The sequence below is a fragment of the Mesorhizobium sp. M1169 genome, assembly GCF_040318345.1.
In the GTDB taxonomy this organism is placed as follows: Bacteria; Pseudomonadota; Alphaproteobacteria; order Rhizobiales; family Rhizobiaceae; genus Mesorhizobium.
The window spans coordinates 176,304-200,670 of the sequence record NZ_JAMYME010000007.1 but is presented as its reverse complement, the minus strand read 5'-3'; the positions used below and the strand labels follow the sequence as shown (position 1 = coordinate 200,670).

22 protein-coding genes and 1 other RNA gene are annotated in these 24,367 nt (G+C 62.8%); 15 read left to right on the top strand and 8 right to left on the bottom strand.

Features of this window, described 5'->3' with window-relative positions:
* Positions 1–181: 181 nt before the first annotated feature.
* Entirely contained in the window at positions 182–1,402 is a 1,221-nt protein-coding gene (locus NKH41_RS10410) for an alanine racemase (RefSeq protein ID WP_352767725.1), read from the top strand.
* Positions 1,403–1,552: 150 nt separating this feature from the next.
* Here the strand turns inward: NKH41_RS10410 and NKH41_RS10405 are convergent, their stop codons facing one another.
* Both NKH41_RS10405 and NKH41_RS10400 read right to left on the bottom strand, forming a co-directional pair.
* Entirely contained in the window at positions 1,553–2,725 is a 1,173-nt protein-coding gene (locus NKH41_RS10405; protein WP_352767726.1) for a lytic murein transglycosylase, read from the bottom strand.
* Between the two features lie 80 nt (positions 2,726–2,805).
* Positions 2,806–3,603 (bottom strand): glycoside hydrolase family 25 protein, encoded by a 798-nt coding sequence (locus NKH41_RS10400; RefSeq protein WP_502895651.1) that lies wholly within the window; start codon positions 3,601–3,603, stop codon positions 2,806–2,808.
* A 406-nt stretch (positions 3,604–4,009) separates the two neighbouring features.
* Between NKH41_RS10400 and NKH41_RS10395 the strand changes: the two genes are divergently transcribed.
* On the top strand, positions 4,010–5,389 hold the full coding sequence (locus tag NKH41_RS10395; RefSeq protein WP_352767728.1) for a serine hydrolase domain-containing protein: 1,380 nt from the start codon (positions 4,010–4,012) through the stop codon (positions 5,387–5,389).
* Between the two features lie 24 nt (positions 5,390–5,413).
* Here the strand turns inward: NKH41_RS10395 and NKH41_RS10390 are convergent, their stop codons facing one another.
* From NKH41_RS10390 to NKH41_RS10370, 5 genes are all read right to left on the bottom strand, one after another.
* Positions 5,414–5,722 (bottom strand): HigA family addiction module antitoxin, encoded by a 309-nt coding sequence (locus NKH41_RS10390; protein WP_352453138.1) that lies wholly within the window; start codon positions 5,720–5,722, stop codon positions 5,414–5,416.
* Between the two features lie 12 nt (positions 5,723–5,734).
* A complete protein-coding gene (locus NKH41_RS10385) occupies positions 5,735–6,037 on the bottom strand; it encodes a type II toxin-antitoxin system RelE/ParE family toxin (protein WP_352767730.1) in 303 nt (100 codons plus the stop codon).
* A gap of 135 nt (positions 6,038–6,172) precedes the next feature.
* Positions 6,173–6,838: a class I SAM-dependent methyltransferase gene (locus NKH41_RS10380; RefSeq protein WP_352501072.1), complete on the bottom strand. Its 666-nt coding sequence runs from the start codon at positions 6,836–6,838 to the stop codon at positions 6,173–6,175.
* Complete coding sequence (locus NKH41_RS10375) at positions 6,835–8,082, bottom strand: BtaA family protein (RefSeq protein ID WP_352767731.1); 1,248 nt, start codon at positions 8,080–8,082, stop codon at positions 6,835–6,837. The genes NKH41_RS10380 and NKH41_RS10375 overlap by 4 nt, the downstream gene beginning before the upstream one ends.
* An 82-nt stretch (positions 8,083–8,164) precedes the next feature.
* Complete coding sequence (locus tag NKH41_RS10370) at positions 8,165–12,085, bottom strand: hydantoinase B/oxoprolinase family protein (protein ID WP_352767733.1); 3,921 nt, start codon at positions 12,083–12,085, stop codon at positions 8,165–8,167.
* A 182-nt stretch (positions 12,086–12,267) separates the two neighbouring features.
* On the opposite strand from NKH41_RS10370, the gene NKH41_RS10365 reads away from it, so the two are divergent.
* From NKH41_RS10365 to NKH41_RS10335, 7 genes are all read left to right on the top strand, one after another.
* The gene (locus NKH41_RS10365; protein ID WP_352778751.1) at positions 12,268–12,474 is read left to right on the top strand and encodes a hypothetical protein; all 207 of its coding nucleotides are present in this window, start codon (positions 12,268–12,270) and stop codon (positions 12,472–12,474) included.
* 197 nt (positions 12,475–12,671) lie between these two features.
* Positions 12,672–13,391, top strand: a complete 720-nt coding sequence (locus NKH41_RS10360) for a TerB family tellurite resistance protein (protein WP_352471547.1) — start codon at positions 12,672–12,674, stop codon at positions 13,389–13,391.
* Entirely contained in the window at positions 13,388–14,155 is a 768-nt protein-coding gene (locus NKH41_RS10355; RefSeq protein WP_352767736.1) for an N-acetylmuramoyl-L-alanine amidase, read from the top strand. The genes NKH41_RS10360 and NKH41_RS10355 overlap by 4 nt, the downstream gene beginning before the upstream one ends.
* 184 nt (positions 14,156–14,339) lie before the next feature.
* Positions 14,340–15,089 (top strand): lytic transglycosylase domain-containing protein, encoded by a 750-nt coding sequence (locus tag NKH41_RS10350; RefSeq protein ID WP_352471549.1) that lies wholly within the window; start codon positions 14,340–14,342, stop codon positions 15,087–15,089.
* 59 nt (positions 15,090–15,148) lie between these two features.
* An RNA gene (gene rnpB / locus NKH41_RS10345) (RNase P RNA component class A) lies at positions 15,149–15,547 on the top strand.
* A gap of 152 nt (positions 15,548–15,699) precedes the next feature.
* Positions 15,700–15,981, top strand: coding sequence for a type II toxin-antitoxin system ParD family antitoxin (locus tag NKH41_RS10340; protein ID WP_352767738.1), 282 nt, complete (start codon positions 15,700–15,702; stop codon positions 15,979–15,981).
* A complete protein-coding gene (locus NKH41_RS10335) occupies positions 15,978–16,271 on the top strand; it encodes a type II toxin-antitoxin system RelE/ParE family toxin (protein WP_352501067.1) in 294 nt (97 codons plus the stop codon). Before NKH41_RS10340 ends, NKH41_RS10335 begins: the two co-directional genes overlap by 4 nt.
* 8 nt (positions 16,272–16,279) lie before the next feature.
* Here NKH41_RS10335 and NKH41_RS10330 read toward each other — a convergent pair whose 3' ends face one another.
* Entirely contained in the window at positions 16,280–17,395 is a 1,116-nt protein-coding gene (locus NKH41_RS10330) for a cystathionine gamma-lyase (protein WP_352767740.1), read from the bottom strand.
* 405 nt (positions 17,396–17,800) lie between these two features.
* Between NKH41_RS10330 and mraZ the strand changes: the two genes are divergently transcribed.
* From mraZ to NKH41_RS10300, 6 genes are read left to right on the top strand one after another with little or no spacing between them, the layout of a single operon-like run.
* Positions 17,801–18,259: a division/cell wall cluster transcriptional repressor MraZ gene (gene mraZ / locus NKH41_RS10325; protein WP_254818997.1), complete on the top strand. Its 459-nt coding sequence runs from the start codon at positions 17,801–17,803 to the stop codon at positions 18,257–18,259.
* Positions 18,256–19,287 carry a 16S rRNA (cytosine(1402)-N(4))-methyltransferase RsmH gene (rsmH, locus tag NKH41_RS10320; protein WP_352767741.1) on the top strand — a complete coding sequence of 344 codons (1,032 nt, stop codon included), beginning with the start codon at positions 18,256–18,258 and terminating at the stop codon, positions 19,285–19,287. Before mraZ ends, rsmH begins: the two co-directional genes overlap by 4 nt.
* Before the next feature lie 4 nt (positions 19,288–19,291).
* Positions 19,292–19,669, top strand: coding sequence for a cell division protein FtsL (gene ftsL / locus NKH41_RS10315; protein WP_023676771.1), 378 nt, complete (start codon positions 19,292–19,294; stop codon positions 19,667–19,669).
* A gap of 14 nt (positions 19,670–19,683) precedes the next feature.
* Positions 19,684–21,411, top strand: a complete 1,728-nt coding sequence (locus NKH41_RS10310; protein ID WP_352524267.1) for a peptidoglycan D,D-transpeptidase FtsI family protein — start codon at positions 19,684–19,686, stop codon at positions 21,409–21,411.
* 54 nt (positions 21,412–21,465) lie between these two features.
* Entirely contained in the window at positions 21,466–22,920 is a 1,455-nt protein-coding gene (locus NKH41_RS10305; RefSeq protein ID WP_352767742.1) for a UDP-N-acetylmuramoyl-L-alanyl-D-glutamate--2,6-diaminopimelate ligase, read from the top strand.
* Entirely contained in the window at positions 22,917–24,350 is a 1,434-nt protein-coding gene (locus NKH41_RS10300) for a UDP-N-acetylmuramoylalanyl-D-glutamyl-2,6-diaminopimelate--D-alanyl-D-alanine ligase (RefSeq protein WP_352767744.1), read from the top strand. The genes NKH41_RS10305 and NKH41_RS10300 overlap by 4 nt, the downstream gene beginning before the upstream one ends.
* Positions 24,351–24,367: the final 17 nt, after the last annotated feature.

Sequence of the window (24,367 nt, the reverse complement as noted above, 5' to 3'; positions counted from 1 at the left end):
TCACGCCATACCCGATCCGGCCGCAAGGGCCACCCGAAACCTGAGCGATGGCCTAGCTCGCTCATAACCGGCGTGCAGCACCGGCGTAGCGCCGCGAAGCCAGGGCGGCGAGACATAGAATTGTTTTCATTAGCCGCTAGCTTGGATTAATTGTGCGCAGCCTCAGTCAAGGGATTCGTCCATGCAGCGATTCGAAAATGCCCGCGAGGCAGCGCTGGCGCTTCGCCCGGACGATCCGATCTATTGCTTCCGCCCGCAGGTGCTGAAGGCGGACGCCAAACAGTTCATGGGCATGTTTCCCGGCAAGACCGCCTATGCGGTCAAGACCAATGGCGAGCAGATCGTGCTCAACGCCCTGGTCGAGGCCGGCGTCGGTGCCTTCGATGTGGCCTCGCCCGGCGAATTCGCCGCCGTGCGCGCCGTCTCGCCGGACGCCGAGATGCTCTACATGCACCCCGTGAAGGCGCAGTCGGACATCAGGCTGGCGCTGGAAAAATACGCCATCCGCGTCATTTCGCTCGACCATGAGGACGAGGTCACCAAGCTGACCAGGGTGGTGCGGGCGCTCGACATCGATCCGGGCGCCATCACCGTGTTCGTGCGCATCCAGACGAAAGGCTCGGCGGCCTACGAACTGTCGAAGAAGTTCGGCGCCGGACCGGCCAATGCGGTCGAACTGGCCGAACGGCTGAACCGGACGGGCTACAAGGTCGGGCTGTGCTTTCACGTCGGCAGCCAGATCGAGGATCCCGACACCTACGAGCGGGCGCTGGCCTCCGCCGACTGGGTGCGCAACCGCGTCGGCTTCGACATTGCCGGGCTCGATGTCGGCGGCGGCTTTCCGGCCGAATACGGTCATGATCCGAACAGCCGCAAGCCGGAAATGCCGTCGCTCGGCCAGATCATGTCGCGGCTGTCGGGCGACCTCCAGGAGTACCAGTTCGACCAGTTGCCGCTGGTGGCTGAGCCCGGCCGGGTGATCGTGGCGCGCTGCCTGTCGCTGATCGTGCGCGTGCTGCTGCGCAAGGGCAAAAGGCTCTACATCAATGACGGCATCTGGGCGTCGCTGTCGGATTCATGGACCGGCAAGATCACGCTGCCGGCGCGCTTCATCCCCGATCCGGCGATCCGCTCGCGCAATGGCGAGGACAAGACCATCGTGCCGTTCAAGGTCTGCGGCGCGACCTGCGATTCCGTCGATATATTGTCGCGGCCGTTCTGGCTGCCCGAGACAGTCGATACCGGCGACTGGATCGAGATCGGCCATATCGGCGCCTATTCGCTGTCGCTCAGAACACGGTTCAACGGCTTCTATCCCGACACCTTCGTCGAGGTGGCGACGCCGTTCGACGAAGGCGATGCGCCGCAGGGGTTCGCCAGCCTGGAGACGATGGCGGATTAGTGGATGGTGGAATAGTGAATGGTGAATAGTGAATAGTGAATAGTGAATAGTGAATAAATGAATAGTGGTAATTCTGGTGCTCAATGCGGCTCCGGTGCTATTCTTTTCACCATTCACCATTCACCATTCACCATTCACCATTCACCACCATCACAGCCTGGCCAGCAACTCCGGAGTCGGCCAGCCGTCGACCGGCAGGCCCAGACGCATCTGCTCCTTACGGATGGCTTCGCGGGTGTTGGTGCCCAGGATGCCGTCGACGGTGCCCACGTCATAGCCTTTCGCCTCGAGCTTGGTCTGTAGCGCCTTCATCTGGTCGGCGTCGAGGCCGGGTTCGGGGTTGCGCGGATCGAATCGCGGCGCGCCCCCCAGTCGGGCGGCAAGATTTGCCGCGGTCAGGGCATAGGTGAAGGACTGGTTCCACTCGAGATAGACGTCGAAATTGTCGTAGGTCAGGAAGGCTGGCCCCTTGCGACCCATGGGCAGCGCCAGGCCGGCCTTCAGGCCGTTGTCGAGAAGCGGTGTACCGTCGGGCCTGGTAACGCCCCACTGGCTCCATTGCGTCAACGGCAGCTTGTTGGTGCGTCCCGTCTGCTCCCACGGCAAATCGTCAGGCACACGGACTTCCTCGATCCAGGGCTGGTCGCGCTTCCAGCCGCGCGACTGGATCTTGCTGGCCGTGCTCATGATCACGTCCGGCGCGCTGCCGCGCAGGTCGACCAAGCCATCGCCGTCGCCGTCGACGCCGTGGCCGAGATAGTCGGAAGGCAACATCTGCGTCTGGCCGATCTCGCCGGCCCAGGCACCGGTCACGTCGGCCGGCACCACGCCGCGATCGATCAACATCAGCAGCGGCACGATCTGCGGCCGGAACAGCTGCGGACGGCGGCAGTCATGCGAAAGGCTCACCAGCGCGTTCAGCGTATGAAAATCGCCCTGCACGGCGCCAAAATCGGTCTCCAGGGCCCAGAAGGCGGCGATGACCGGCGCCTGCACGCCGTATTCGCGATCGGCGCGGACAAAGACCTCGGCATATTTTTGCAGATTGGCCGCACCTTGCTTCAGCCGATGCGACGAGATCATGCGGTTCGAGAATTCGATGAAGGTCTGGGTGAAGACGCCCTGGGCGCGGTCGCGTGCCAACGCCTTCTCATCGAGGGTGGCGTTTTCCAGCGCATAAAGGCCGGCAGCGCCGACGCCGGCCGCCCTAGCCTCCGCCGCCACGCCGTGCTTCCATGACTCGAAATCCCCGCCGCATTGCTGTGCCGCGGCCGGCACGGCGGTCAGGAGCAGCGCCGCGAGAAGTCCAAAGCGCAATCGCATCGCTATCCTTCCAAGAAGATTACCGGCGGTTGCAGGCATTCGTCGTTGGCTGTGTCGAAAAGCAGGCGGCAGGCCTGGTGTCAACGGGTGTTCTGCCGCAACCACTTCTTCCACGCGGCTTCGGAGCCGTTGAAGACGCTGATGTCGGCGTTTCCGGCCATGCCCGGCACGACACCCGTTCCGGTATACTGCCAGAAGGTGAAGGGATGGCTGCCGTATTTCTGGCGCGGGTGCCCGGCGACGGAGCGCAGCCAGTAGGGGTAATTGCGGAAGCCCGATAAACCGTTATCTTCGAAGAAATCGACAGACGTGTAGATGATTGGCTTCTTGCCGTAGTATTTTTCGACGATTTCGAGGAACGTGCTCATCTCGCTGCGTACCGTGGCGGGATCGGGCCGCAGCTTGCAGGTCGGCGATTTCGGGTTCCATTCCATGTCGAGAACCGGCGGCATCGCCGAACCGTCTCTGGGCACGTTCTGGATGAACCAGCGCGCCTGGGTAGCGGCCGGCGTGCAAAAGTAGAAAAAATGATAGGCGGCACGGGGGATGCCCGACGCCCTGGTGCGGCTCCAATGCTCGTTGAAAGCTTCATCGAAACGGTCTCCGCCTTCGGTTGCCTTGATAAAGGCGAAGGAGATGCCGCTGGCCCTGGCCGCCGGCCAGTCGATCGATGTCTGGTATTTGGAGACGTCGGTGCCGTGGACGGCATAGCTCCACGGTGCGCCGCTCTCCCATTCATGCGGGTCGGAATCGGCAAAACGCGGCGCGCGTACCGCAACCATCGAGGCGCTGGACGACGACAGCGATGGCGTCAGATCCTCGACCGTCGAGCAGGCGCCAAGCAGCATCAGCGTGATGAGGACCGCGAAACGGCGCATCGCTACTTCCCGAGCCGGTTTCAGCCGGCCGCTGATGGGTCTTTCCGCGGGTGGCCCCTCGACCGGGCGCGGCGCGTTTGAAACTGACTTACGCGACGCGCCTGGATCTTCGTTTCATGCATTCCCAAACCGTTACGCAGTTTTGGGACGCATGCATTCAAGCCCCGCCGGACGGTCACCCCACAGGATCGCCCGGTCTGTCCTAAGCGCGTCGCTTCGACGCGCTTAGCTCTTTTGTCTATGCATGTCGTTGTCCCAAAACCGCTGCGCACTTCTGGGCGACATGCACCTGTGATCGCCGATCATGGTTGATATTCGGTTGACGGCGCTCGACAAGAGCCGCGATTTTGCCGAAACAATGGCGGCAAATCGATGACATAGATCGAGCGCGCCCGGGGGAACTCAAATGCAGATCCTTTTGAAGTTCGTCAAATGGCTGCTCGGCCTGGCTGTGCTGGCCGCCGCGATACTCGCCGGCTGGCTGTATTTCGCGCCGCCGGAACTGATCCGCGTCGGTTCCGGCTATGCCGCCAAGATCGTCTGCTCGAACGTCTTCATCGCCGGGCGAGACGCCGACGACGTGCTCGCCGTCGATGTGCAGGCGCCGGGTCATCCGCTGCTGAAGCTGATGAGAGTGTCGGTGGACAAGGAGAAGGGAACGGTTTCGGCGGGCCTGTTCGGCGCACTCGGCAAAAGTGTCGCGGTCGCCCGCGAGGGGCTCGGCTGCGCCTCGGTTCCCGACGGCGATATTGCCGCCGCCAAGGCTGTCGCCGGAGCTGCACCGACGCCGGCGCCGCTGCCCGATCTGATCTGGCCGGAGGGCGACAAGGCCGATGCCTCGCAGGATCCCGAGGTCGCGAAAGTCCTCGACGATCCAGCCATGACCGGCGCCGGGATGCGGGCGGTCGTGGTGGTCAAGAACGGCCGCATCGTCGCTGAGCGTTATGGCGACGGCTTTTCCGAAAAGACGCCGCTATTGGGCTGGTCAATGACCAAGACGGTGAATGCGGCGATCGTCGGCACGCTGGTGAAGGAGGGCAAGCTGGCGATGACCAACCAGGGTCTGTTCGGTCCCTGGAAGGGAGATGGCCGCGCCGTGATCAGCCTCGCCGACATGATGGCGATGTCGAGCGGGCTGGAATTCAACGAGGATTACGGCGACGTCGCCGACGTAACGCGCATGCTCTACCTCGAACCGGACATGGCCGGCTTTGCCGGATCCAAGCCGCTGACCGGCGAGGTCGGCAAGGTGTTTTCCTATTCGAGCGGCACGGCGGTGATGCTGTCCCGATTGTGGCAGGACGCGATCGGCGACAAGGACAAGGCACTGGCGTGGCCTAGGACCGCGCTGTTCTATCCGCTCGGCATGCAGAGTGCAGTGCTGGAGGCCGACGAGCACGGCACCTTCGTCGGCTCGTCCTACCTCTACGCCACGGCACGCGACTGGGCGCGCTTCGGCCAGTTCCTGCTGCAGGGCGGCGTCTGGAACGGCAAGGAGATGCTGCCCGCCGGCTTCGTCGACTGGATGCGGGAACCGGCAACTGCCTCGAAAGTCTACGGCAAGGGGCAATTATGGATAGAAGGACCGGGCGACGAAGAAAACCCCGGCGCCGGCACTACCGCCGGCCTGCCCAAGGACACCTATTGGATGGAGGGGCATGATGGGCAAACGGTTGCCATCATCCCCTCGGAGCAGCTGGTTGTGGTGCGGCTCGGGCTGACGCCGGCCAGGCTCGGCTATCGGCCGCAGGCGATGGTAGCGGGGCTGGTCAAGGCGCTGCACTGAGGAATGCGGCGGTCGCAGTCTTGTCTATGCGGCTGTCGCCAAAGGCTTGGCGCGATCAACACGCGCCCGCTCGTCGGGTGAGTTCATAACCGTCCAAAGATCATTACGGCGCTGGACGTTCAACCAGAAATCCGGGCTGTTGCCAAACACCCGCGCCAGAATGAGCGCGGTAGCCGCCGTCACGTTGCGGCGGCCGTTGCACAATTCGTTCACATGCTTGCGCTGGACGCTCATAGCTTCGGCCAAAGCCGCCTGTGTCAGGCCGAGTGGTTGCATGAATTCTTCCGTAAGAATTTCGCCAACCGTTGCTGGCTTGCGTGCGGTCATCAACATGTCTCACCTCACTTATATATAACTATAACTGTGGTCGTCGAGATAGATGTCCGACGCCTCGCCCCGGCCCCCGTCCCAGCGGAAGACCAGCCGCCATTGTTTGTCGACACGGATCAAATGGAAGCCTTCGAGATTGCCGCGCAACTTCTCGAAATGGTTGCTCGGCGGCACACGCAAATCCTGATCGATCGCCGCGTCGTCAATCATCTGGAGCTTGCGGAACAAACGGCTTTCGAGATCGGACGGAATATTGCGGGAATGGGTGTCGTCCACGAAGAAAGCCCGCAGCCATCCATCTCTAAATCCGATGATCATCCCATGCTTCCGGCGAGGAGATAATGTACCACTCATTGGGTCACATGGCAATGTGTGATTTAGCCAATTAACTGATTTCAGCCACGGCCCCCATTTAGGATTGGAGCCCCAAAACCTTCCACGCCAAAATTGATATTAGATGGCGATCTTGATCACGGCGAGCCAGCTGTAGCCGCGATAAAGTGTTCTGAATCGAAGGCTTGCACCAACTCTCGCAGATTCCGATTCCAGGACGTCGCGCAGGGCTTCACGCGGCTGGACATGGAATTTTCTCAACCAGCCGCGCAGCAGCGTGCGGAACCAGCCGGGCAGGGCCTCCTGCTGGCCGAAATCGACGACGTGCAGCGAGCCGCCCGGTGACAGGGCAGCAAGAGCCGCGAACACTGTCTTCTCCCAGCCGGGAATCATCGACAGCGAATACGAGACAAAAATGCGGTCGAAACTTTTGACGCCGAACAGTGCTTTCGCGTCGAAATCGGTGGCGTCGCCGCACGCCAGGGTGACGCGGCCGGAGAGGCCTTCGCGCGCGAGGGCGGCAGTGGCCGTCTCCAGCATCTCGGCCGAAATATCGAGGCCGAAGAAGCGCGCGCCGGGATAGCGGCGGGCGGCGAGGATGATGTTGCGGCCGGTGCCGCAGCCGAGCTCGAGCACGGTGCCGCCGGCCGGCACATCGAGTCCGGCGATAAGCCGGTCGCGGCCGAGCAGATAGTATTTGCGGGTCAGGTCGTAGATATGACGCTGCCAGCGGTAGACGCCGTCCATCAGCTGGGCATGGCTGGCCGGCAATTCGGTCGTGCTCATGCGGACCGCTTCACATAGAGATGGAAGCCACCATAGATGGCCGAGCGGTCGCGCGCCGAAAACTCGCGCGAGGCGTCGTTCTCGTAGCGCCACTGGTCGAGCAGCGAATTCGAGACGCGGCCGGGCAGCAGGCTGGGTTCCGCGGCGGTACGGAAGATGACGCGGGCGCCGGTTGAGGCGGTTCGGGTGATCTCGGCCCACAACCCGTTGAGCTGGTGGTCGGTCATCCAGTCCTGTGCATCGAGCAGCACGAAGCGATCCACCGAGCCGGCATCCTTGCCGGCAAGGAACTCGATCAGATTGGCGTGGTGGATGGCAACGCGATCGACATTGTTGCGGATCGTCTTGTAGTTGCACTTTTCGAGATAGGCGGGCAGGGCGGCCTCGCCCGGATCAGGGTAGCGGCGGGCGAAAGCCTGCCAGGCGAAATAATTGGTCTTCAGCGGAAAATCGCAGGCGAGCTTTTCCAGTCGTGCCTTCAGCACGCTGGCCATGGTGCCGTCACCCGAGGTGATCAGCGAATCGTACTGGGCCGGCGGAATGCCGAGGCCGAACAGCGAGGCTTTTCGTGAGGTCGCCCATTTCAGCAGCGGTTTTTCGAAGACCGGCGCCAGCTCTTCGTCGAAGAAGCGGCGCTGATCGGCGATGCTCTTGGCGTCCATGATGCCGGCCGGGTCGACGCCGAAGAATTTTGCGGTGCGGTGGCCTATGGCGATGAACAGGCCAAGCAGGCCGGTCTGGTAGAAATTGCGGTCGAAGACAGCGATGCGGCGACGGCCGCGCCAGTTGCGGCGCTCCCAATAATGGCGGCTGACCGGGTCGAGATGCGGTGCGATGAAGCGATCGTAGGCCTGTGAATTGTGCCCGGTCTCAGCCGCGCCGAAGAAACGGAACAGGTCGCCCTGCGACGGCAGGTGACGGACGGCTTCGAGCTTCATGCGGTTCAGCGCGATATGGGCAGCGTTGAGGTCGACGGCATCGATCCTTTCCGGCGAGCGGGTGAGATAGGCAAGGATGTTACAGCCGCCTGAGGCAATGGTGACGATGCGGTGGCCCGTCCCGAGCTGCATCGCGTCCATGTCGATTTCGGGGTCTTCCCAGATCTGCGGATAGACGAGGCCGGAGAACAGGAAGGCGAACAGGCGCTCGGAGATGCCGGCTTTCGACAGCGGGCGGTTCTGGTAGACGGCCTTGCCGACTTCCTTGCCGCGGCGAAAAACCAGGTCCCCAGAAATGTCCGACATGGCAAGGCGATTCCCCGTTTGCGTTGCCGCAAGCGGGTAGCGCAGGGTGATGACAGGCCGGTGACAGCCTGTTGACGCGAGTTCAGGCCTTGCCAAATCCACCTGGGGTCGGCGTCGTCACGATGACCGCCTCGCCAGCGTCGAGGATGGTCTGATCGCAGGCTTTCAGCGTCTCGATCGCGCCGGTCTTGCGGCGGACCTTGGTCGAACCGGCCTCGCCATCGCCGCCTCCGTCCAGTCCCCGCGGCGGGCGGTTGCGATGCGAGGACAGGATCGCGCATTCCATTTTTTCGAGGAAGCGGATGGTGCGCCTGGTGCCGTCGCCGGCATTCCATTTGCCTTCGCCGCCGGAGCCTTCGCGGATATGAAAATCCTCCAGCAATACCGGGAAACGCAGTTCCAGCACTTCCGGATCGGTCAGGCGCGAATTGGTCATATGGGTGTGGACGCCGGAGGTGCCGGCAAAACCGCGGCCGTCGTTCATCCGGCCGGCCGGCGAGCCCGAGCAGATCGTCTCGTAATACTGGTACTGCTTGTTGCCGAAGGTGAGATTGTTCATCGTGCCCTGCGCATTGGCCATCGCGCCCATGGCGCCGAACAGCGCGTTGGTGACGTGTTGCGAGGTCTCGACATTACCGGCGACGACTGCCGCGGGATAGGCGGGTTTCAGCATCGAGCCGTCGGGAATGATGATGTTGATCGGCCGCAGACATCCGGCATTCATCGGGATGTTGTCTTCGACCATGACGCGGAAGGCATAAAGCACAGCGGCTCGGGCGACCGGCTCTGGCGCATTGAAATTGTTCTTCATCACCGGCGACGTTCCGGTGAAGTCGACGGTCGCTTCGCGCTTCCGCCGGTCGACCGATATCTTCACCTTGATCATTTGGCCGGTGTCGGTCGGATATTCGTATTCGGAACTGTCGGGCAGCCGCTCCAGAACGCGGCGCACGCTTTCGGCGGCATTGCCCTGGACATGGCCCATATAGGCTTCGACCACATCGAGGCCGAAATGCGCGACCATCTTGCGCAGCTCGGCGACGCCCTTTTCGTTCGCGGCGATCTGCGCCTTGAGGTCGGAGATGTTCTGGTGCGGATTGCGCGCCGGGTAGGGGTGGTTGGTGAGTAGCGTCTCCAGGTCCTTCTCGCGGAACCGGCCGCGATCGACGATGCGGAAATTATCGAACAGCACGCCTTCCTCGTCGACGGTTGTGGCAAGCGGCGTCATCGAGCCGGGCGCGGTGCCGCCGATGTCGGCATGATGGCCACGCGAGGCGACGTAGAAGAGGATCTCCTCCCCCCTCGAGGGGGAGGTGGCGGCGAAGCCGCCGGAGGGGGTCGTTGCGGCAGTGCTCGACGCACTTGTGGTGCCTTCTGCGAGGACCCCACCCGGCCGCTTCGCGGCCACCCTCCCCTCAAGGGGGAGGGAAAACACCGGTGTCACCACTGTGATATCAGGCAGATGGGTGCCGCCATTGTAAGGCGCATTCAGCGCAAAGACGTCGCCGGGGTGAATGTCGCCGGAATTGAGCCGGATGATGGTCTCCACCGAGCGGTCCATCGAGCCGAGATGCACCGGCATATGCGGTGCATTGGCGACCAGCGCGCCATCCCGGTCGAAAACGGCACAGGAGAAGTCGAGCCGCTCCTTGATGTTGACGGAATAGGCGGTGTTTTGCAGCGTCACGCCCATCTGTTCGGCGATCGACATGAACAGGTTGTTGAAAACCTCCAGCATCACCGGATCGGCTTCGGTGCCGAGTGCGGCGTGTCGGCGCTTCTTCTCGACGCGCCGCATCAATACGTGGTCCTTGGCGGTGATCTCGGCCTGCCAGCCCGGCTCGACGACAATGGTCTGGTTCGGCTCGATGATCAAAGCGGGGCCGGCGATCTGGCAGCCGGGGTCGAGATCAGGGATGCCGTTCTCATATTCACGGAAATAAACCCCAGCGGTGCGCCATTGACCTTCAGAGTAGAGGCGCACCCGTTTCTGCGCTGGTCTGGAGTGGCGAACGCCAGGAAGGCTTTGTTCGTCGCGGCCGGTGCCGCCGGTATCGGTACCTTCGACGCCGATCGATTCGACGATCATCGGCTTGTCGTCGTAGACAAAGCCGAACTGCGCCTTGTGCGCCAGTTCGAAGTCCGCCTTGGCCTGCGCAATCGAGCCGTGCCCGAAGTTCACAGGCAGCGCGGTATCGGTGCCGTCGTAGCGGATCTGCAGCACCGGTCTCGAGGCGACCGCGTCTTGGCTGATGCCTTGCGCGGCGAGTTCGTCGATGACGGCTTTGCGCAGCGTTGCGATGAGTTCATCGATCGCCGGCCCGGAATTGTCCGCCAGCGGCTTCAGCAGCGCCTGCTGGCGTGACGCAAATACAGAGGATAGGCCGATGCCGTATGCCGAGAGCAGGCCTGAGAAGGGATGGATCAGCACCGCCTCCATGCCGAGCGCATCGGCGACCAGGCAAGCGTGCTGGCCGCCGGCACCGCCGAAGCAGTTCAGGAGGTATTCGGTGACATCGTAGCCGCGCTGCACCGAAATCTTCTTGATGGCGTTGGCCATGTTTTCGACGGCGATGGTGATGAACCCTTCGGCGACGGTTTCCGGCGAGCGGCCGTCGCCGATCTCGGCGGCAAGTGCGGTGAATTTTTCGCGAACAGTCTGGACGTCGAGCGGTTCGTCCTGGCCCGGTCCAAAAATAGCCGGGAAGAACTCGGGCTGCAGCTTGCCCAGCATGACATTGGCGTCAGTGACGGCCAACGGGCCGCCGCGCCTATAGGCGGCCGGGCCGGGATTGGCGCCGGCCGAATCCGGCCCGGCGCGAAAGCGGCCGGCCTCGTAATGGAGGATCGAGCCGCCGCCTGCAGCAACGGTGTGGATGCGCATCATCGGCGCGCGGATACGCACGCCGGCGACCTCGGTGTCGAAGGCGCGCTCGTAGTCACCATCGTAATGGGCGACATCGGTGGAGGTGCCGCCCATGTCGAAGCCTATGACTTTGCCGAAACCGGCGAGTTTTGCGGTCTCAACCATGCCGACGACACCGCCGGCCGGGCCGGACAACAGCGCGTCCTTGCCCTGGAACATGTCGGCGGCGGTGAGGCCGCCCGACGACATCATGAACATGAGGCGAGGAGATTGGCCGATCTCCCCCCCTGTGGGGGAGATGCCCGGCAGGGCAGAGGGGGGCGCCGTAGGGTGCTTTGTGTCATGATTGGCGTCACTAAGATGCTGAGATGCTGGCGGGACAGCGCCCCCCTCTGTCGGCTTCGCCGACATCTCCCCCACGACGAGGGGGGAGATTGGAGCCACGCCCAGCTCACCGGCAACCCTTTGCACATACCTAGCCAGGATCGGCGACAGATAGGCGTCGACCACGGTGGTGTCGCCGCGGCCGACCAGCTTGATCAGCGGCGAGACCTCGTGACTGACCGAGACCTGCGAAAATCCGAGTTTTCTGCAGACCTTCGCAACTGCCTTTTCGTGATCGGGATGTTTCCAGGCATGCATGAAGACGATCGCGACCGCATCGATGCCGTCCGCCTTGGCTTGCTCAATAGCCGGGCGTACGGAAGCAATGTCGAGCAGGCGCTCGACACTGCCGTCGGCGCGAACCCTTTCGTCGATCTCGACGACACGCTCATAGAGCTGTTCGGGAAGGATGATCTGCTTGGCAAAGATATCGGGCCTGGCCTGATAGGCAATCCTCAGCGCATCGCGGAAGCCTTTGGTGATGAGCAGCAGCACACGGTCGCCCTTGCGCTCGAGAAGCGCATTGGTGGCAACCGTGGTGCCCATCTTGACATCGCCGATCAGAGCGGAGGGGATTGGAGCGCCGGGTTGGACGCCGAGCAGCTCGCGAATGCCATGGATGGCAGCATCGGCATAGGCTTCGGGATTCTCGGACAGCAGCTTGCGCGGGTGCAGCGCGCCTTCCGGGTCACGGCCGATTACGTCGGTGAAGGTGCCGCCACGGTCGATCCAGAAATCCCATTTTGCAGTCACTGCGGCGGCTCCCGGGATTTTTCCCTGTTCGATCTGTTAGCTTGCGAGGCCCTGACCGGCAATCGTCAAATGATTGGAATATGTTACAGGCAGAAATGCAACGTTACGAAACTCATGCGCAGCTTACGCATTGTGTCCTCGACCGCCGCCGGTAACGGAGGCGTGATTAGAGGAGAGATACCATGAACAAACTCATTCTTGCGTCGGTGTCGGCGCTTGCGTTGCTTGGCCTTGCCGCCTGCAGCAACAGCGGCACCGACAACACCACGACGCAGAGCACCAACCCGCCGGCATCCGACCAGACGATGAAGCCGGCTGCTCCTGACGCCAACAAGCCTGCCGAGCCGGCTCCGGCTCCGGCGCCTGCGCCGGCTGCTCCGGCTCAGTAGTCAATGTGACAACCAAGGAAAGGCTGGCCTCACAGGCCGGCCTTTCTGCTGCTTACGATACCAGCGCCTGGCGGCCGAGTGCGACGACGTGAGCGCTGGCGCCAGCCGCCTCAGGCATTGCGTCAAATCGATTGGGCCAGCCCCTGCGGCACTGTCTTGGCTTGATAGCGATGGGTGGTTGGTCCTATGAAGCCCCCATGTCGATTTGGGACCGCCTTGGCGACTTCGTCACACGCGTTTCATCTTCAGCGTCGTCAGGCGTCGCCGAAGTGGTCGAGGCCGTGCGCACGGTTTTCTCCGGCGATGCCGATCTGCGCCGGCGCGTCGCCTTCTCGGTGGCGATGATCGCCCTGTCGGCCAAGATGGCCAAGGCAGACGGCATCGTCACGCAAGACGAGGTGCGCGCCTTCCAGGAAATATTCGAGGTGCCGAAGGAACAGAGGCGCAATGTGGCGCGGCTCTACGATTTGGCCAAACGCGACATTGCCGGTTTCGAGACCTATGCCGAGCGGATGGCGCAGCTTTGCGGTTCGGGCCATTCGAACTGCCTGATGCTCGAGGATATACTCGACGGGCTGTTCCACATCGCCAAGGCCGACGGGCTGGTGCATGAGCGCGAGGGCGAATTCCTGCATCGCATCGCCGAGATATTCCGCATCGATGAGGCGCATTACCAGAGCATCCTGGCCCGGCATGTCGATCTGGGTGCCGCCGATCCCTATGTTGTGCTCGGCATCGAGCGCGGGAAGCCGTTCGAGGAGGTCCGCAGGCGCTACCGCAAGCTGGTCTCCGACAATCATCCGGACCGGCTGATCGCACGCGGCCTGCCGCAGGAATTCATCAAGATCGCGACGACCAGGCTGGCGGCGATCAACGCGGCCTATGAAATGATCGAGCGAGGCCTGCGGCACGCATGAGCGGCTTTCCGCCCGATGAGCCGAGCGCCGAGGTCAGGGTATCGCCGAATTTCGGACCACGGCGCGGGACGCTCGGACCCGATATGATCGTGCTGCACTACACCGGCATGGCTACCGGCGCCGGTGCCGAGGCATGGTTGTGCGATCCGGCAAGCGAGGTCTCGTCGCACTACCTGGTCCATGAGGACGGCCGCATTGTTCAGATGGTAAGGGAAAGCGACCGCGCCTGGCATGCCGGCAAGAGCTCGTGGTTCGAACAGAGCGACATCAACTCCTGTTCGATCGGCATCGAGATCGTCAATCCGGGGCATACGCTCGGCTATCGCAACTTTGCAAAACCGCAGATCGGTGCGGTGATCGGCCTGTGCGCCGGCATCATCGAGCGCCATTCCATTCCGGCGCAGCGGGTGCTTGCCCATTCCGACGTGGCACCGGGGCGCAAGGTCGATCCAGGCGAGAAATTTCCATGGAAGGCCTTGTTTGCCGTCGGTATCGGCCATGTTGTGCCGGCAGCACCGATCCGGCGCGGCGCCGTGCTGAAGCCAGGCGATACCGGCGCCGAGGTAGAGGCGCTGCAGTCGATGCTGGCGCTCTATGGTTATGGCGTCGAGATCACCGGCGCCTTCGATCGGCAGACCGAAATCGTGGTAGAGGCATTTCAGCGGCATTTCCGGCAGCGCCTGGTCGATGGCATGGCTGATGGATCGACGATCCGCACGCTGGAAAGGCTGCTCGCTTCCGTAAGGATAGCCTCTCTCAAATAATCTTTTGCAGCTTAAAAATTACAATCTGTTACTCAAAGTGACTTGCGTCGCCTTCTTTGGCGCCAATTCCGTCGTCAAAGGCGATCCGTACAGATTGTCGGACGTCTATCCCCCCAAATGTTCCGATGTTGATTGAGGGTATCTGCGCGAAGTTCTTTGTGCAGATCAAACAGAACAGGATCACATGCAGAAATTGACCGTTTTAACGGCAGCCATTGCTGCCGGCGTAATGACTTTTGCCTTCAGTGCGGCAAACAGCGCACCGCTGAGCCAGCGGGCCGATCAGGGCTTCAGTGCCGCAGCCGGCAAAACCGCCGTGCCGAAAGCCACCCGTGGTGCAAAAGTAGAGAAGACCGCCACCGCAAAAGTGGAACAAGCAACTGCGGTAAGGACGAAAAAGCCGGCCCCTGCGAAAAAGCCAACCGCTGCAAGAAAGACAATCTCAAAACACTATGTGAAGCGTAACCGCAAAAGCATCGACCACATGGCAACGGCGTCAGTCGCTCCGAAGAGCAGGCCAGCGCCTCAGGCGGTGGTAGTCGGCGCCAGCGGACAGTATTCGGCGATCATTGCGCGTTATGCCGCCAGCTATGGCGTCCCGGTGTCGCTCGCCAACGCCGTCATCAAGATCGAAAGCAACTACCAACCGAACCAGGTCGGCAGCGCCGGCGAGATCGGCCTGATGCAGATCAAGCCGGCGACGGCGCGGATGATGGGCTATAGCGGTTCGGTTCAGGGCCTCTATGATCCAGATACCAACATCAAATACGGCATGAAGTACCTCGCCATGGCGCGGGATCTCGGCGGCGGCACGACCTGCGGCACGATCCTGAAATACAATGCCGGCCATGCCGCCACACGGATGAACCCGGTGTCCGCAGCCTATTGCGGCAAGGTCAAGGTCCAGCTGGCTGCACTTGGAGCGCCCGCCTGACAAGCGACAACTTGCTTTTTCGTTTGCGTTTTCGGGCCTGAACCCCTTTATACGCCTTGCCAGCTGGCCGGGCGGCCGCACCCGCGAAGCCGAAAGGCTGCGGGTGAGGAAAGTCCGGGCTCCATGGAGACACGGTGCCGGTTAATGGCCGGCGGGGGCGACCCCAGGGAAAGTGCCACAGAAAGCAAACCGCCACGATCCAATCGTGGCAAGGGTGAAAGGGTGGGGTAAGAGCCCACCGCGCGACTGGCAACAGGAGCGGCACGGTAAACCCCACCGGGAGCAAGACCGAATAGGGGCGGTGCGAGGGGAAACCCTCGAGGGCTGTTTCCGGCTCACCGTCCGGGTAGGTTGCGTGAGGCGTATGGCAACATGCGCCCAAGATGAATGGCCGCCACGTTCTCGCCGCGTAAGGGGCGAGGGCCATACAGAACCCGGCTTACAGGCCAGCTGGCAGTTTTCCCCGATAAAAGGAAATCTCCTGATATCAGCAGGTTGCGTCTTCGGGCGCAGCCGTTGATTCAATTTTCGCCCGCAATCGAGCGCGGCGTTTCTTGAAAATGGTGCGATTTAATCGTACCATTTGGATGGCGGTACTGAGGAACGCGTCATGGGAGTCGATAAACGCAGCATCACGCTGTCGCCGGAATTGGCGGCGGCGGTCGACGACGCGGTCGCCGCCGGCGAATATGCCTCGGCGAGCGAGGTGATCCGCGACGCGCTGCGGCAATGGAAGGACCGGCGCGACCTGCTCGGCTACACGGTCGAGGAATTGCGCAAGCTGGTGCAGGAAGGGATCGACAGCGGGCCGGGGCTGGACGGGCCGCCAATCATGGAACGGCTGCGCGCCAAATATCTGAAAATGGCCGGAACCAAAGGCCTTGAGGAGTGAAATACCGCCTGCTTCCTCAGGCATTGATCGACCTCGAAGCCATCGGCGACTACATTGCCGAACAGAATCCAAATGCGGCGGTTCGGCTCGTGGATCTCTTGCAAAGGCGGTGGGATTTGCTGACCCTGCACCCCTTCTCAGGTGCGCCGCGCGAAGACATCGCAACCGGAATCCGTCACCTGATCGTCGGCGAATACCTCACCCTGTACCGCGTCAGTGAAGAGGCGATCGAAATCGTTCGCGTGCTGCACGGCCGGCGCAAGATTGATGCCGACGATCTGAATTCGTGATTGCCGATTCAGCCACCGATTGCGTCTAGCGACGCCTCGATCGCCTGCCAAAGCTCTTCCACCGGCTCGCAGCCGACCGACAGGCGAACGAAGCCGGGCGGAACGGCATCTCCCCTTTTTGATCGCCGTTCCGCCGAAGTGTGCACGCCGCCGAACGATGTCGCAGCCTGCATCAAGGCGCAATTGTTGATGAAATCCTCGGCCTTGTCCTCCGAGGCGAGCACGAACGAGATGAGAAAGCCGAAGCGCTCCATCTGGGCGCGGGCAAGATTGTGCGATGGATCGCTCTCCAGTCCCGGAAAGCGCAAGCCGCCGATCGCGCGATGGTTTTTCAGCCGTCGCGCTATCATTTCGGCGGAAGCGCACATGCGGTCGAAGCGCACGTCCAGCGTTTCGAGGCCGCGATGCACCAGCCATGCCTCGAACGGCCCGGGGATGGCGCCCGACGTCTCGCGCCAGTCGGTCACCCTCGAGATAATGTCCGCGTCGCGGCTGGCGACATGGCCGAACAGCACATCGGAATGGCCGTTTGGTGCCTTGGTGTCGGCGGCAATGACGATGTCTGCGCCGAGATCGAGCGGGCGCTGGCCGAAAGGCGTCATCGTCGTGTTGTCGACCACAAGCCCCGCACCCGCTTTGTGCACGGCTTCGGCGACGGCTGCGATGTCGCATATATCCAGTCCCGGGTTGGCGGGCGTTTCGACGAAGGCAAGCCGGTATCCGTCGAAGCCGCCGTCGAGGAAGCTCGACGTCGGCCGGACATCGTAAGTGACGTCGAAGGACTTGAGGAAGCGCTCTGCCAGCGCTCTCGTCGTGTGATAGCCGTCGGACGGCAGCAGGATACGGTCGCCGGCTTTGAGCAGGCCGAAAAATACCGCCGAGATGGCAGCCATCCCCGAGGGAAAGGCGACGCATGGGGCGTCTTCCAGATGCGCCAGCATGTGCTCGACCGCATCCCAGGTTGGATTGCTGAAGCGGCCATATTGATCATAGCCGGTGGCGTCGCCGGGCGCATGAAAGATGGCGGCCATGGTCAGGGGCAAGGGGATCGGGTCGCCCTTGGCCAGCCCGCCGCGGCGCAGATGGGGAAGTGCCGCGGCGCGTGACTTGGCTGTTTCGGACATGGTTTCAACCTCGTTACTGACCGGAAAAGGACATGCCGAGGCTATGCGCGGCAGCGATCCGCAGCAAGCCGGCTCCGGTTGGGCCACACGGCTCTAAACGCTTCGTTAGGCTTAATAGACGATAAAGACGGGAGTGCCGTCAAAGCTGCTCTCCCCAGTCGTGGCAGGCGCGTTTTGAAGACTGTTCCCGTTGACGCCCATAACACCCCATGATATCCCATTCCGATACTCAAGCCTTCGTTTCGTGTCAGGGTGAAGCGTACGCCAATCGGGCAGCCGCGGCGGCTGCGCGTTTGCCTGCGTTCGCCCGTTATAACGAAGTGGGTTTTGGACGCCGACCGGGCTGGGGCGGCGCGGACAGGAAGATGCAGAGGGGTGCGGCGGCGCAAGCGGCCGTAACGCGTAATGGACCGGTTTCTGTCGAACGCGGTGAACAGGATCGATGCGAAGGGACGGGTGTCCGTGCCGGCGCATTTCCGTGCCGTTGTGCAGAAACGCGGCTATTCGGAACTTTATGCGCTACGCTGCCTGGATCGCCCGGCGATGGATGTCGGTGGGCTCGACCTGCTCGATCGCTACGAGCAGCGTATCGCCCAGGAAGACCCGTTCCTGCAGACGGCGGACGACATGTCGTTCTTCTGCCATGGCGATGGAACGTTTCTGAAGCTCGACCAGGACGGCCGTATCACGATGAGCGATTTCATTCGCGAGCATACCGGCATTTCAGCGGAAGTGGCCTTCGTTGGCCGCGGCAATTTCTTTCAGATCTGGGAGCCGGGACGGCTCAGCGCCTATGGGACGGAAGCACGCGCCCGGCTTTTGCAACTTCGGCAGGGGACGAAGCCCGGGGAGCGGCCGGAATGATGGCGGGCGACGGCGATGAAGTTCATGCCGCTGGCGGACCAGCCCGTCACATTCCGGTCCTCCTTGCCGAAGTTCTGGAGGCGCTGGCGCCGACAAAAGGCGAGGTGATCGTCGACGGCACGTTCGGTGCCGGCGGCTACACGAAGGCCATTCTGGCAAGCGGAGCCTCGGTCGTCGCCATCGACCGCGATCCGGATGCGATCGCGGCGGGGCGGGCCCTTGAACAGCAGTCCGGCGGCAAGCTCAGGCTTGTCCAGGCACCGTTCTCGACGCTCGACGAACAGGTTGAAAGTGCCGATGGCGTCGTGCTCGACATCGGCATCTCCTCCATGCAGATCGACCAGCCGGAGCGCGGCTTTTCGTTCCGGGCCGATGGGCCGCTCGACATGCGCATGGCGCAGGCGGGCCTGAGCGCCGCCGACGTCGTCAACACCTTCAAGGTGGGCGATCTTGCCCGCATCTTCGGTTTTCTCGGCGAGGAACGCCATGCCGGGCGCATCGCCCGCATGATCGAGAGCCGTCGCGAAAAACGCCGCTTCGAGCGCACGCTCGATCTTGCCGATGCCATCGAGACGCATATCGGTCGCGCGCCAAAGGACAAGATCCATCCGGCCACCCGCGTTTTCCAGGCGCTGCGCATCTTCGTCAATGACGAACTCGGTGAACTGGCCAAGGCACTGTTTGCCGCAGAGCGCGTGCTGAAACCGGGCGGGCGGCTTGTCGTGGTGACCTTCCATTCCCTGGAGGACCGCATCGTCAAGCGCTTCATCGCCGACAGAGCCGATTCAGCGACCGGATCGCGGCACCTGCCCGAGGCGCAGGCGCGCACCGCCACCTTCACCAAGAAGGGCGGCGGCGTAACGCCTGGCGATGCCGAGATAACGGCAAATCCGCGGGCGCGCTCGGCAAGGCTGCGCGCTGCGATCCGTACAGAGGCGCCGGCGCGCGCCGGCGATTTTTCGATTTTCGGCCTGCCAAAACTGCCTGGCCCAAAGCTTCCCGGCGCCGATCGACCGGGAGAGAGGTGAGCACGTGTTTCGTACCAGCGACATAGTCCTGATCGCCGTCATGGTTTCAGCGGCTGCCCTGACCTACAAGACCAAGCGCGAGGCCGAGGAGCAACTGGCGGCAGTGCACAAGATCCAGGCGCAGATCCGTTATGAGGAGGACACGATCGACCTGCTCAAGGCGGACTGGAGCCTGCTCACCCAGCCGTCGCGCCTGCAGAAGCTCACCGAAATCTACAAATCGCAACTCGGACTCGAGCCGGTCAATGCGCGGCAGATCGTCGGGCTGGACGATCTGCCGGCGAAACCCGTCAACATCGAGGACCTTTCATCGCAGCGGCTGGGCGGCATGGCCGATATCGGCGGCAAGGATCCCGTGGTGACCGGAGGCATCGTCCAATGATCACCGGATTTCCAATGGCTGCCAGATTTCCAAAGATTGGCAGGCTGCTGAAGCGCGGTTCGAAGCCCGGTGCAGGCGGATCAATCGTGGTCGAAGGTGCCCGCAAGGCGACCGGTGGCAAGGGCAGGACCCGCATCGTCATGACGATGGCAGTGTTCTTCGGCATCTATTCGACCATTGCCGGGCGGCTGGTCTATCTGGGTTTCCAGAATCCCGACCTGTCGGGCGGCCCGCAGAGCCGGGTGACGGCATCGCGACCCGACATCGTCGACCGTAACGGCGAAGTGCTGGCGACCGACATCAAGACCGCGTCGCTGTTTGCCGAACCGCGCCGCATCGTCGATGCCGACGAGGCGATCGAAAAGCTGTCGACGGTGCTTCCCGAGATCGACTACGAGCAGACATACAACAAGCTGAAGAGCGGCGCCGGGTTCGTCTGGCTGCAGCGGCAACTGACGCCGAAGCAGCAGGCCGACATCATGCAACTCGGCATCCCCGGATTCGGCTTTCGCACCGAAAAGCGCCGGTTCTATCCGGCCGGTGAAACCTCGTCCTACATTGTCGGCCTCACCAACATCGACAATCAGGGCATCTCCGGCATGGAGAAATACATCGACGAACAAGGCTTGAGCGACCTTCAGGCGTCGGGTCTGGCGGTGGCCAAGGATTTGAAGCCGGTGCAGCTCTCGATCGACCTGCGCGTCCAGCATATCGTGCGCGATGAGGTCGCCACCGGCATGGAAAAGTACCACGCGATCGCGGCGGGCGCCGTCGTGCTCAACGTCAAGACCGGCGAGGTGCTGGCGATGGCGTCGGTTCCGGATTTCGATCCGAACAACCCCTATAACGCGCAGGACAAGGACAGGCTCAACCGTATGTCGGCCGGCCTCTATGAAATGGGGTCGACCTTCAAGAGCTTCACCACCGCTATGGCGCTCGATTCCGGCAAGATAACGCTGCAAAGCCGTTTCGACGCGTCGCGCCCGATCAGGATCGGCCATCAAACCATCCATGATTTCCATGGCAAGGGCCGGGTACTGTCGGTGCCGGAAGTGTTCATCTACTCCTCCAATATCGGCTCTGCCAAGGAAGCCGAAGCGGTTGGCATCGACGGACACCGCGAATTCCTGCATCGCCTGGGAATCCTCGAGAAGATGCAGACCGAACTGCCCGAAGTCGCTCGGCCGACCGAGCCCAAGGTCTGGAAGCAGGTCAATTCGATCACGATCGCCTTCGGCCACGGTGTGTCGACGACGCCGCTGCAGACAGCGGTCGGCTGCGCCGCGCTGATGAATGGCGGCTATCTGATGGACCCGACCTTCCTGCCGCGCACGCAGGAGCAGGCGATGGCGGTGGCCAAGAAAGTGGTCAGCGACAAGACGGTCGAGGGCATGCGCTATCTCTATGCACTCAATGCCGAAAAGGGATCCGGCCGCAATGCACGGGTGCCAGGATACCGGGTGGGCGGCAAGACGGGAACGGCGGAGAAGGTTGTCAACGGCCGTTACTCGAAGGAAAAGAATTTCAACGCCTTCGTTGCGGCTTTCCCGATGGACGATCCGCAATACATAGTGCTTACGATCGCCGACGAACCGAAGCCGGAAAAGCCCGGCATGGGTGCTACGGCCGCCTCGAACGCGGGCATCATGGCTGCAAACATCATCCGACGTGCGGCTTCCATGCTTGGCGTGAAGCCAGATTTCAGCCATGAAAATGGTGCAACGCTGGTTTCCTACCAGTGATTCTTGGGGCGCGCCGGCAACTGCGCGCTATTTTGTTGCGATGAACGGGGTTCGATGAAGCTGAAAAATCTAGCCGGTATCCTGCCTGTCGAGGGGACAGCTTCCTTCGACATGGAGGTTACAGGGATTTCGTCGGATTCCCGCCAGGTAACACGGGGCGTCGTCTTTTTCGCGCTCACCGGCTCCAAGGCGGATGGCGCAGCCTACGCAGCCGATGCCGCAAGCCGCGGCGCTGCAGCGATCGTGGTCGGCAAAGGCAGTGCGGTCGCCGGGCTGCCAGTCCCGGTTCTTGTCGTAGACGATCCGCGCCTTGCACTGGCGCTGAGTGCTGCACGTTTTTTCGGCATGCAACCGCAAACCATGGTCGCGGTGACCGGAACCAGCGGCAAGACCTCGGTCGCCGCATTCACCCGGCAGATATGGGAGCAGGCGGGTTTTGCCGCCGCCTCGATCGGCACGACCGGCGTGGTGGCGCCGGGCCGCAACGAATATGGCTCGCTGACCACGCCGGATCCGGTGGCACTGCACAGGCTGCTCAAGGAGCTGGCGGAGGCCGGCGTCACCCACGCCTCGATGGAAGCGTCCAGCCATGGCCTCGACCAGCGCCGGCTCGACGGCGTCAAGCTCGCGGCCGGCGGCTTCACCAATCTCGGCCGCGACCATATGGACTATCATCCGACGGTCGAGGACTATCATCGCGCCAAATTGCGTCTGTTCGACGCGCTGCTGCCGAAGGGCGCGCCGGCGGTCATCTTTGCCGACGACCCGTGGTCGGAGCCGACGATCAAGGCGGCGCGGGCAGCGGGACTGAACGTGCTGACGGTCGGCCGCCACGGCGATTTCCTGCGGCTGAAGCGGGTCGAGCACGAGCGCCACCGCCAGCGCGCCGAGGTCGAAGCGGACGGCGTTCTCCACGAAGTCGACTTGCCGCTGGCCGGCGACTTCCAGATTGCAAATGCGCTGGTGTCGGCCGGCCTCGCCATTTCGACTGGAACATCTGTTGCCAAGGCGTTGATGGCGCTGGAGAAATTGAAGGGCGCGCCGGGACGGCTCGACCTTGTCGGGACGGCGGCCAACGGCGCGCCGGTCTATGTCGACTACGCGCACAAGCCGGATGCGCTGGAAAACGTGCTGGCTTCGGTGCGCCCCTTTACCACCGGCCGCGTCATCGTCGTATTCGGTTGCGGCGGCGACCGGGACCGAGGCAAGCGGCCGATCATGGGCGAGATCGCCACAAGACTGGCCGACGTGGTCATCGTCACCGACGACAATCCCCGCTCGGAAGTACCCGAGACGATCCGCGCCGCGATCCTGGAAGCCGCACCTGGCGCCATCGAGATCGGCGACCGGCGCAAGGCCATCCACGAGGCGGTCGGGATGCTTCACGCTGGCGACACGCTGATCGTGGCCGGCAAGGGCCATGAGGAAGGCCAGACCATCGGCACCGAGACGCTGCATTTTTCCGATCATGAGGAAGTTCGCTCGGCGCTGCGGGAGCAAGCGGCGTGAGCTATCTGTGGACCTCCGAGGCGCTGGTTGCCGCCATGGATGGCCGGCCGCTCGGTCCGATGCCTGAAGCCATCGCCGGCATTTCCATCGACAGCCGCAGCCTGCAGCCGGGAGACGCTTTCTTCGCCATCAAGGGCGAGGCCATGGACGGCCATGATTTCGTCACCGCTGCCATCAAGGCGGGCGCCGGCGTGCTGGTCGTCGCCGAGGGCAAGCTGCCGTCGCTGGGGCGGCTGACTGCACCGATGATCGTCGTGGAGGACGTGCTTGTCGCTCTGGAAAAGCTCGGCGTTGCGGCGCGCGCACGCTCAAAGGCCAGGGTCATTGCCGTGACCGGATCGGCGGGCAAGACCACCACCAAGGAAGCGCTACGCCACGCTCTCTCCGCGGTCGGTACGATGCATGCATCGGCCCAGTCGTTCAACAATCACTGGGGCGTGCCGCTGACGCTGGCGCGCATGCCGCAGGATTGCGACTATGCCGTCTTCGAGATCGGCATGAACCATCCCGACGAGATCCGGCCGCTGGTCAAGATGGTCCGGCCGCATGTCGCCATCGTCACGTTGATCGCGGCCGCTCACCTCGGCTTCTTCCGCAACCTGGACGAGATCGCCAAGGCCAAGGCAGAGGTTTTCGAGGGACTGGAGCCCGGTGGCGCCGCCCTTCTCAACCGCGACGATGCGCGCTGGAAGCTGCTGGAGAAGATGGCCAAAGAGGCCGGCGTCGAGCATGTCTACGGGTTCGGCGAGAATGCCCGGGCGACCTTCAAACTGATCAAATGCGAGCTCAATGCCGATCACTCGGTCATCACCGCCAAGATTGGCGGGCACGAGATTGTCGCCAGGATCGGCGCGCCGGGCCGCCATATGGTGCAGAACGTGCTCGCGGTGCTTGGTGCCGCGCATCTGGTCGGCGCCGACGTTAACAGGGTTGCGCAGGCGCTGGCCGATCTTTCGCCCGAACGCGGACGCGGCAAGCGCTATGTGTTGCGTCATCCCAACGGGCCGATCACGCTGATCGACGAGAGCTACAACGCCAATCCGGCGTCGATGAGCGCTGCAATGGCACTGCTCAACACGACGCCGGTGTCGGGCGAGGGCAGGCGCATTGCCGTGCTCGGCGATATGCTCGAGCTCGGCAGCCATTCGGCGAAATTGCATGCCGCGCTTGCCGGTCTGATCGTCGGCACCGACACGCGCACGGTCTTTCTCGGAGGCCCGGAAATGCGGGCGCTGGCCGACGTTTTGCCCGACGAGATCAGGACGGAATACCGCGCCGGTGCGGAAGATCTGAAACCGGTTCTTCTATCGGAATTGAAGCCCGGCGACGTGGTCATGATCAAATCGTCGAAGGGCATAGGCTTTTCAAAGCTGGTCGAGGCGTTGCTCGGCAAGTTTCCGGCGGAAGCCACAACCAGCAGACAGACCTAGGATCGGTCCGGGGGACG

Coding starts and splice junctions, on each gene's coding strand:
- NKH41_RS10355 (WP_352767736.1), top strand. CDS start 13,388: ATGAGCGGCTTTCCGCCCGATGAGCCGAGCGCCGAGGTCAGGGTATCG.
- NKH41_RS10330 (WP_352767740.1), bottom strand. CDS start 17,395: ATGTCCGAAACAGCCAAGTCACGCGCCGCGGCACTTCCCCATCTGCGC.
- NKH41_RS10350 (WP_352471549.1), top strand. CDS start 14,340: ATGCAGAAATTGACCGTTTTAACGGCAGCCATTGCTGCCGGCGTAATG.
- NKH41_RS10365 (WP_352778751.1), top strand. CDS start 12,268: ATGAACAAACTCATTCTTGCGTCGGTGTCGGCGCTTGCGTTGCTTGGC.
- rsmH (WP_352767741.1), top strand. CDS start 18,256: ATGATGGCGGGCGACGGCGATGAAGTTCATGCCGCTGGCGGACCAGCC.
- NKH41_RS10400 (WP_502895651.1), bottom strand. CDS start 3,603: ATGCGCCGTTTCGCGGTCCTCATCACGCTGATGCTGCTTGGCGCCTGC.
- NKH41_RS10340 (WP_352767738.1), top strand. CDS start 15,700: ATGGGAGTCGATAAACGCAGCATCACGCTGTCGCCGGAATTGGCGGCG.
- NKH41_RS10380 (WP_352501072.1), bottom strand. CDS start 6,838: ATGAGCACGACCGAATTGCCGGCCAGCCATGCCCAGCTGATGGACGGC.
- NKH41_RS10385 (WP_352767730.1), bottom strand. CDS start 6,037: ATGATCATCGGATTTAGAGATGGATGGCTGCGGGCTTTCTTCGTGGAC.
- NKH41_RS10410 (WP_352767725.1), top strand. CDS start 182: ATGCAGCGATTCGAAAATGCCCGCGAGGCAGCGCTGGCGCTTCGCCCG.
- NKH41_RS10375 (WP_352767731.1), bottom strand. CDS start 8,082: ATGTCGGACATTTCTGGGGACCTGGTTTTTCGCCGCGGCAAGGAAGTC.
- mraZ (WP_254818997.1), top strand. CDS start 17,801: ATGGACCGGTTTCTGTCGAACGCGGTGAACAGGATCGATGCGAAGGGA.
- NKH41_RS10360 (WP_352471547.1), top strand. CDS start 12,672: ATGTCGATTTGGGACCGCCTTGGCGACTTCGTCACACGCGTTTCATCT.
- NKH41_RS10395 (WP_352767728.1), top strand. CDS start 4,010: ATGCAGATCCTTTTGAAGTTCGTCAAATGGCTGCTCGGCCTGGCTGTG.
- NKH41_RS10310 (WP_352524267.1), top strand. CDS start 19,684: ATGGCTGCCAGATTTCCAAAGATTGGCAGGCTGCTGAAGCGCGGTTCG.
- NKH41_RS10405 (WP_352767726.1), bottom strand. CDS start 2,725: ATGCGATTGCGCTTTGGACTTCTCGCGGCGCTGCTCCTGACCGCCGTG.
- NKH41_RS10390 (WP_352453138.1), bottom strand. CDS start 5,722: ATGTTGATGACCGCACGCAAGCCAGCAACGGTTGGCGAAATTCTTACG.
- NKH41_RS10305 (WP_352767742.1), top strand. CDS start 21,466: ATGAAGCTGAAAAATCTAGCCGGTATCCTGCCTGTCGAGGGGACAGCT.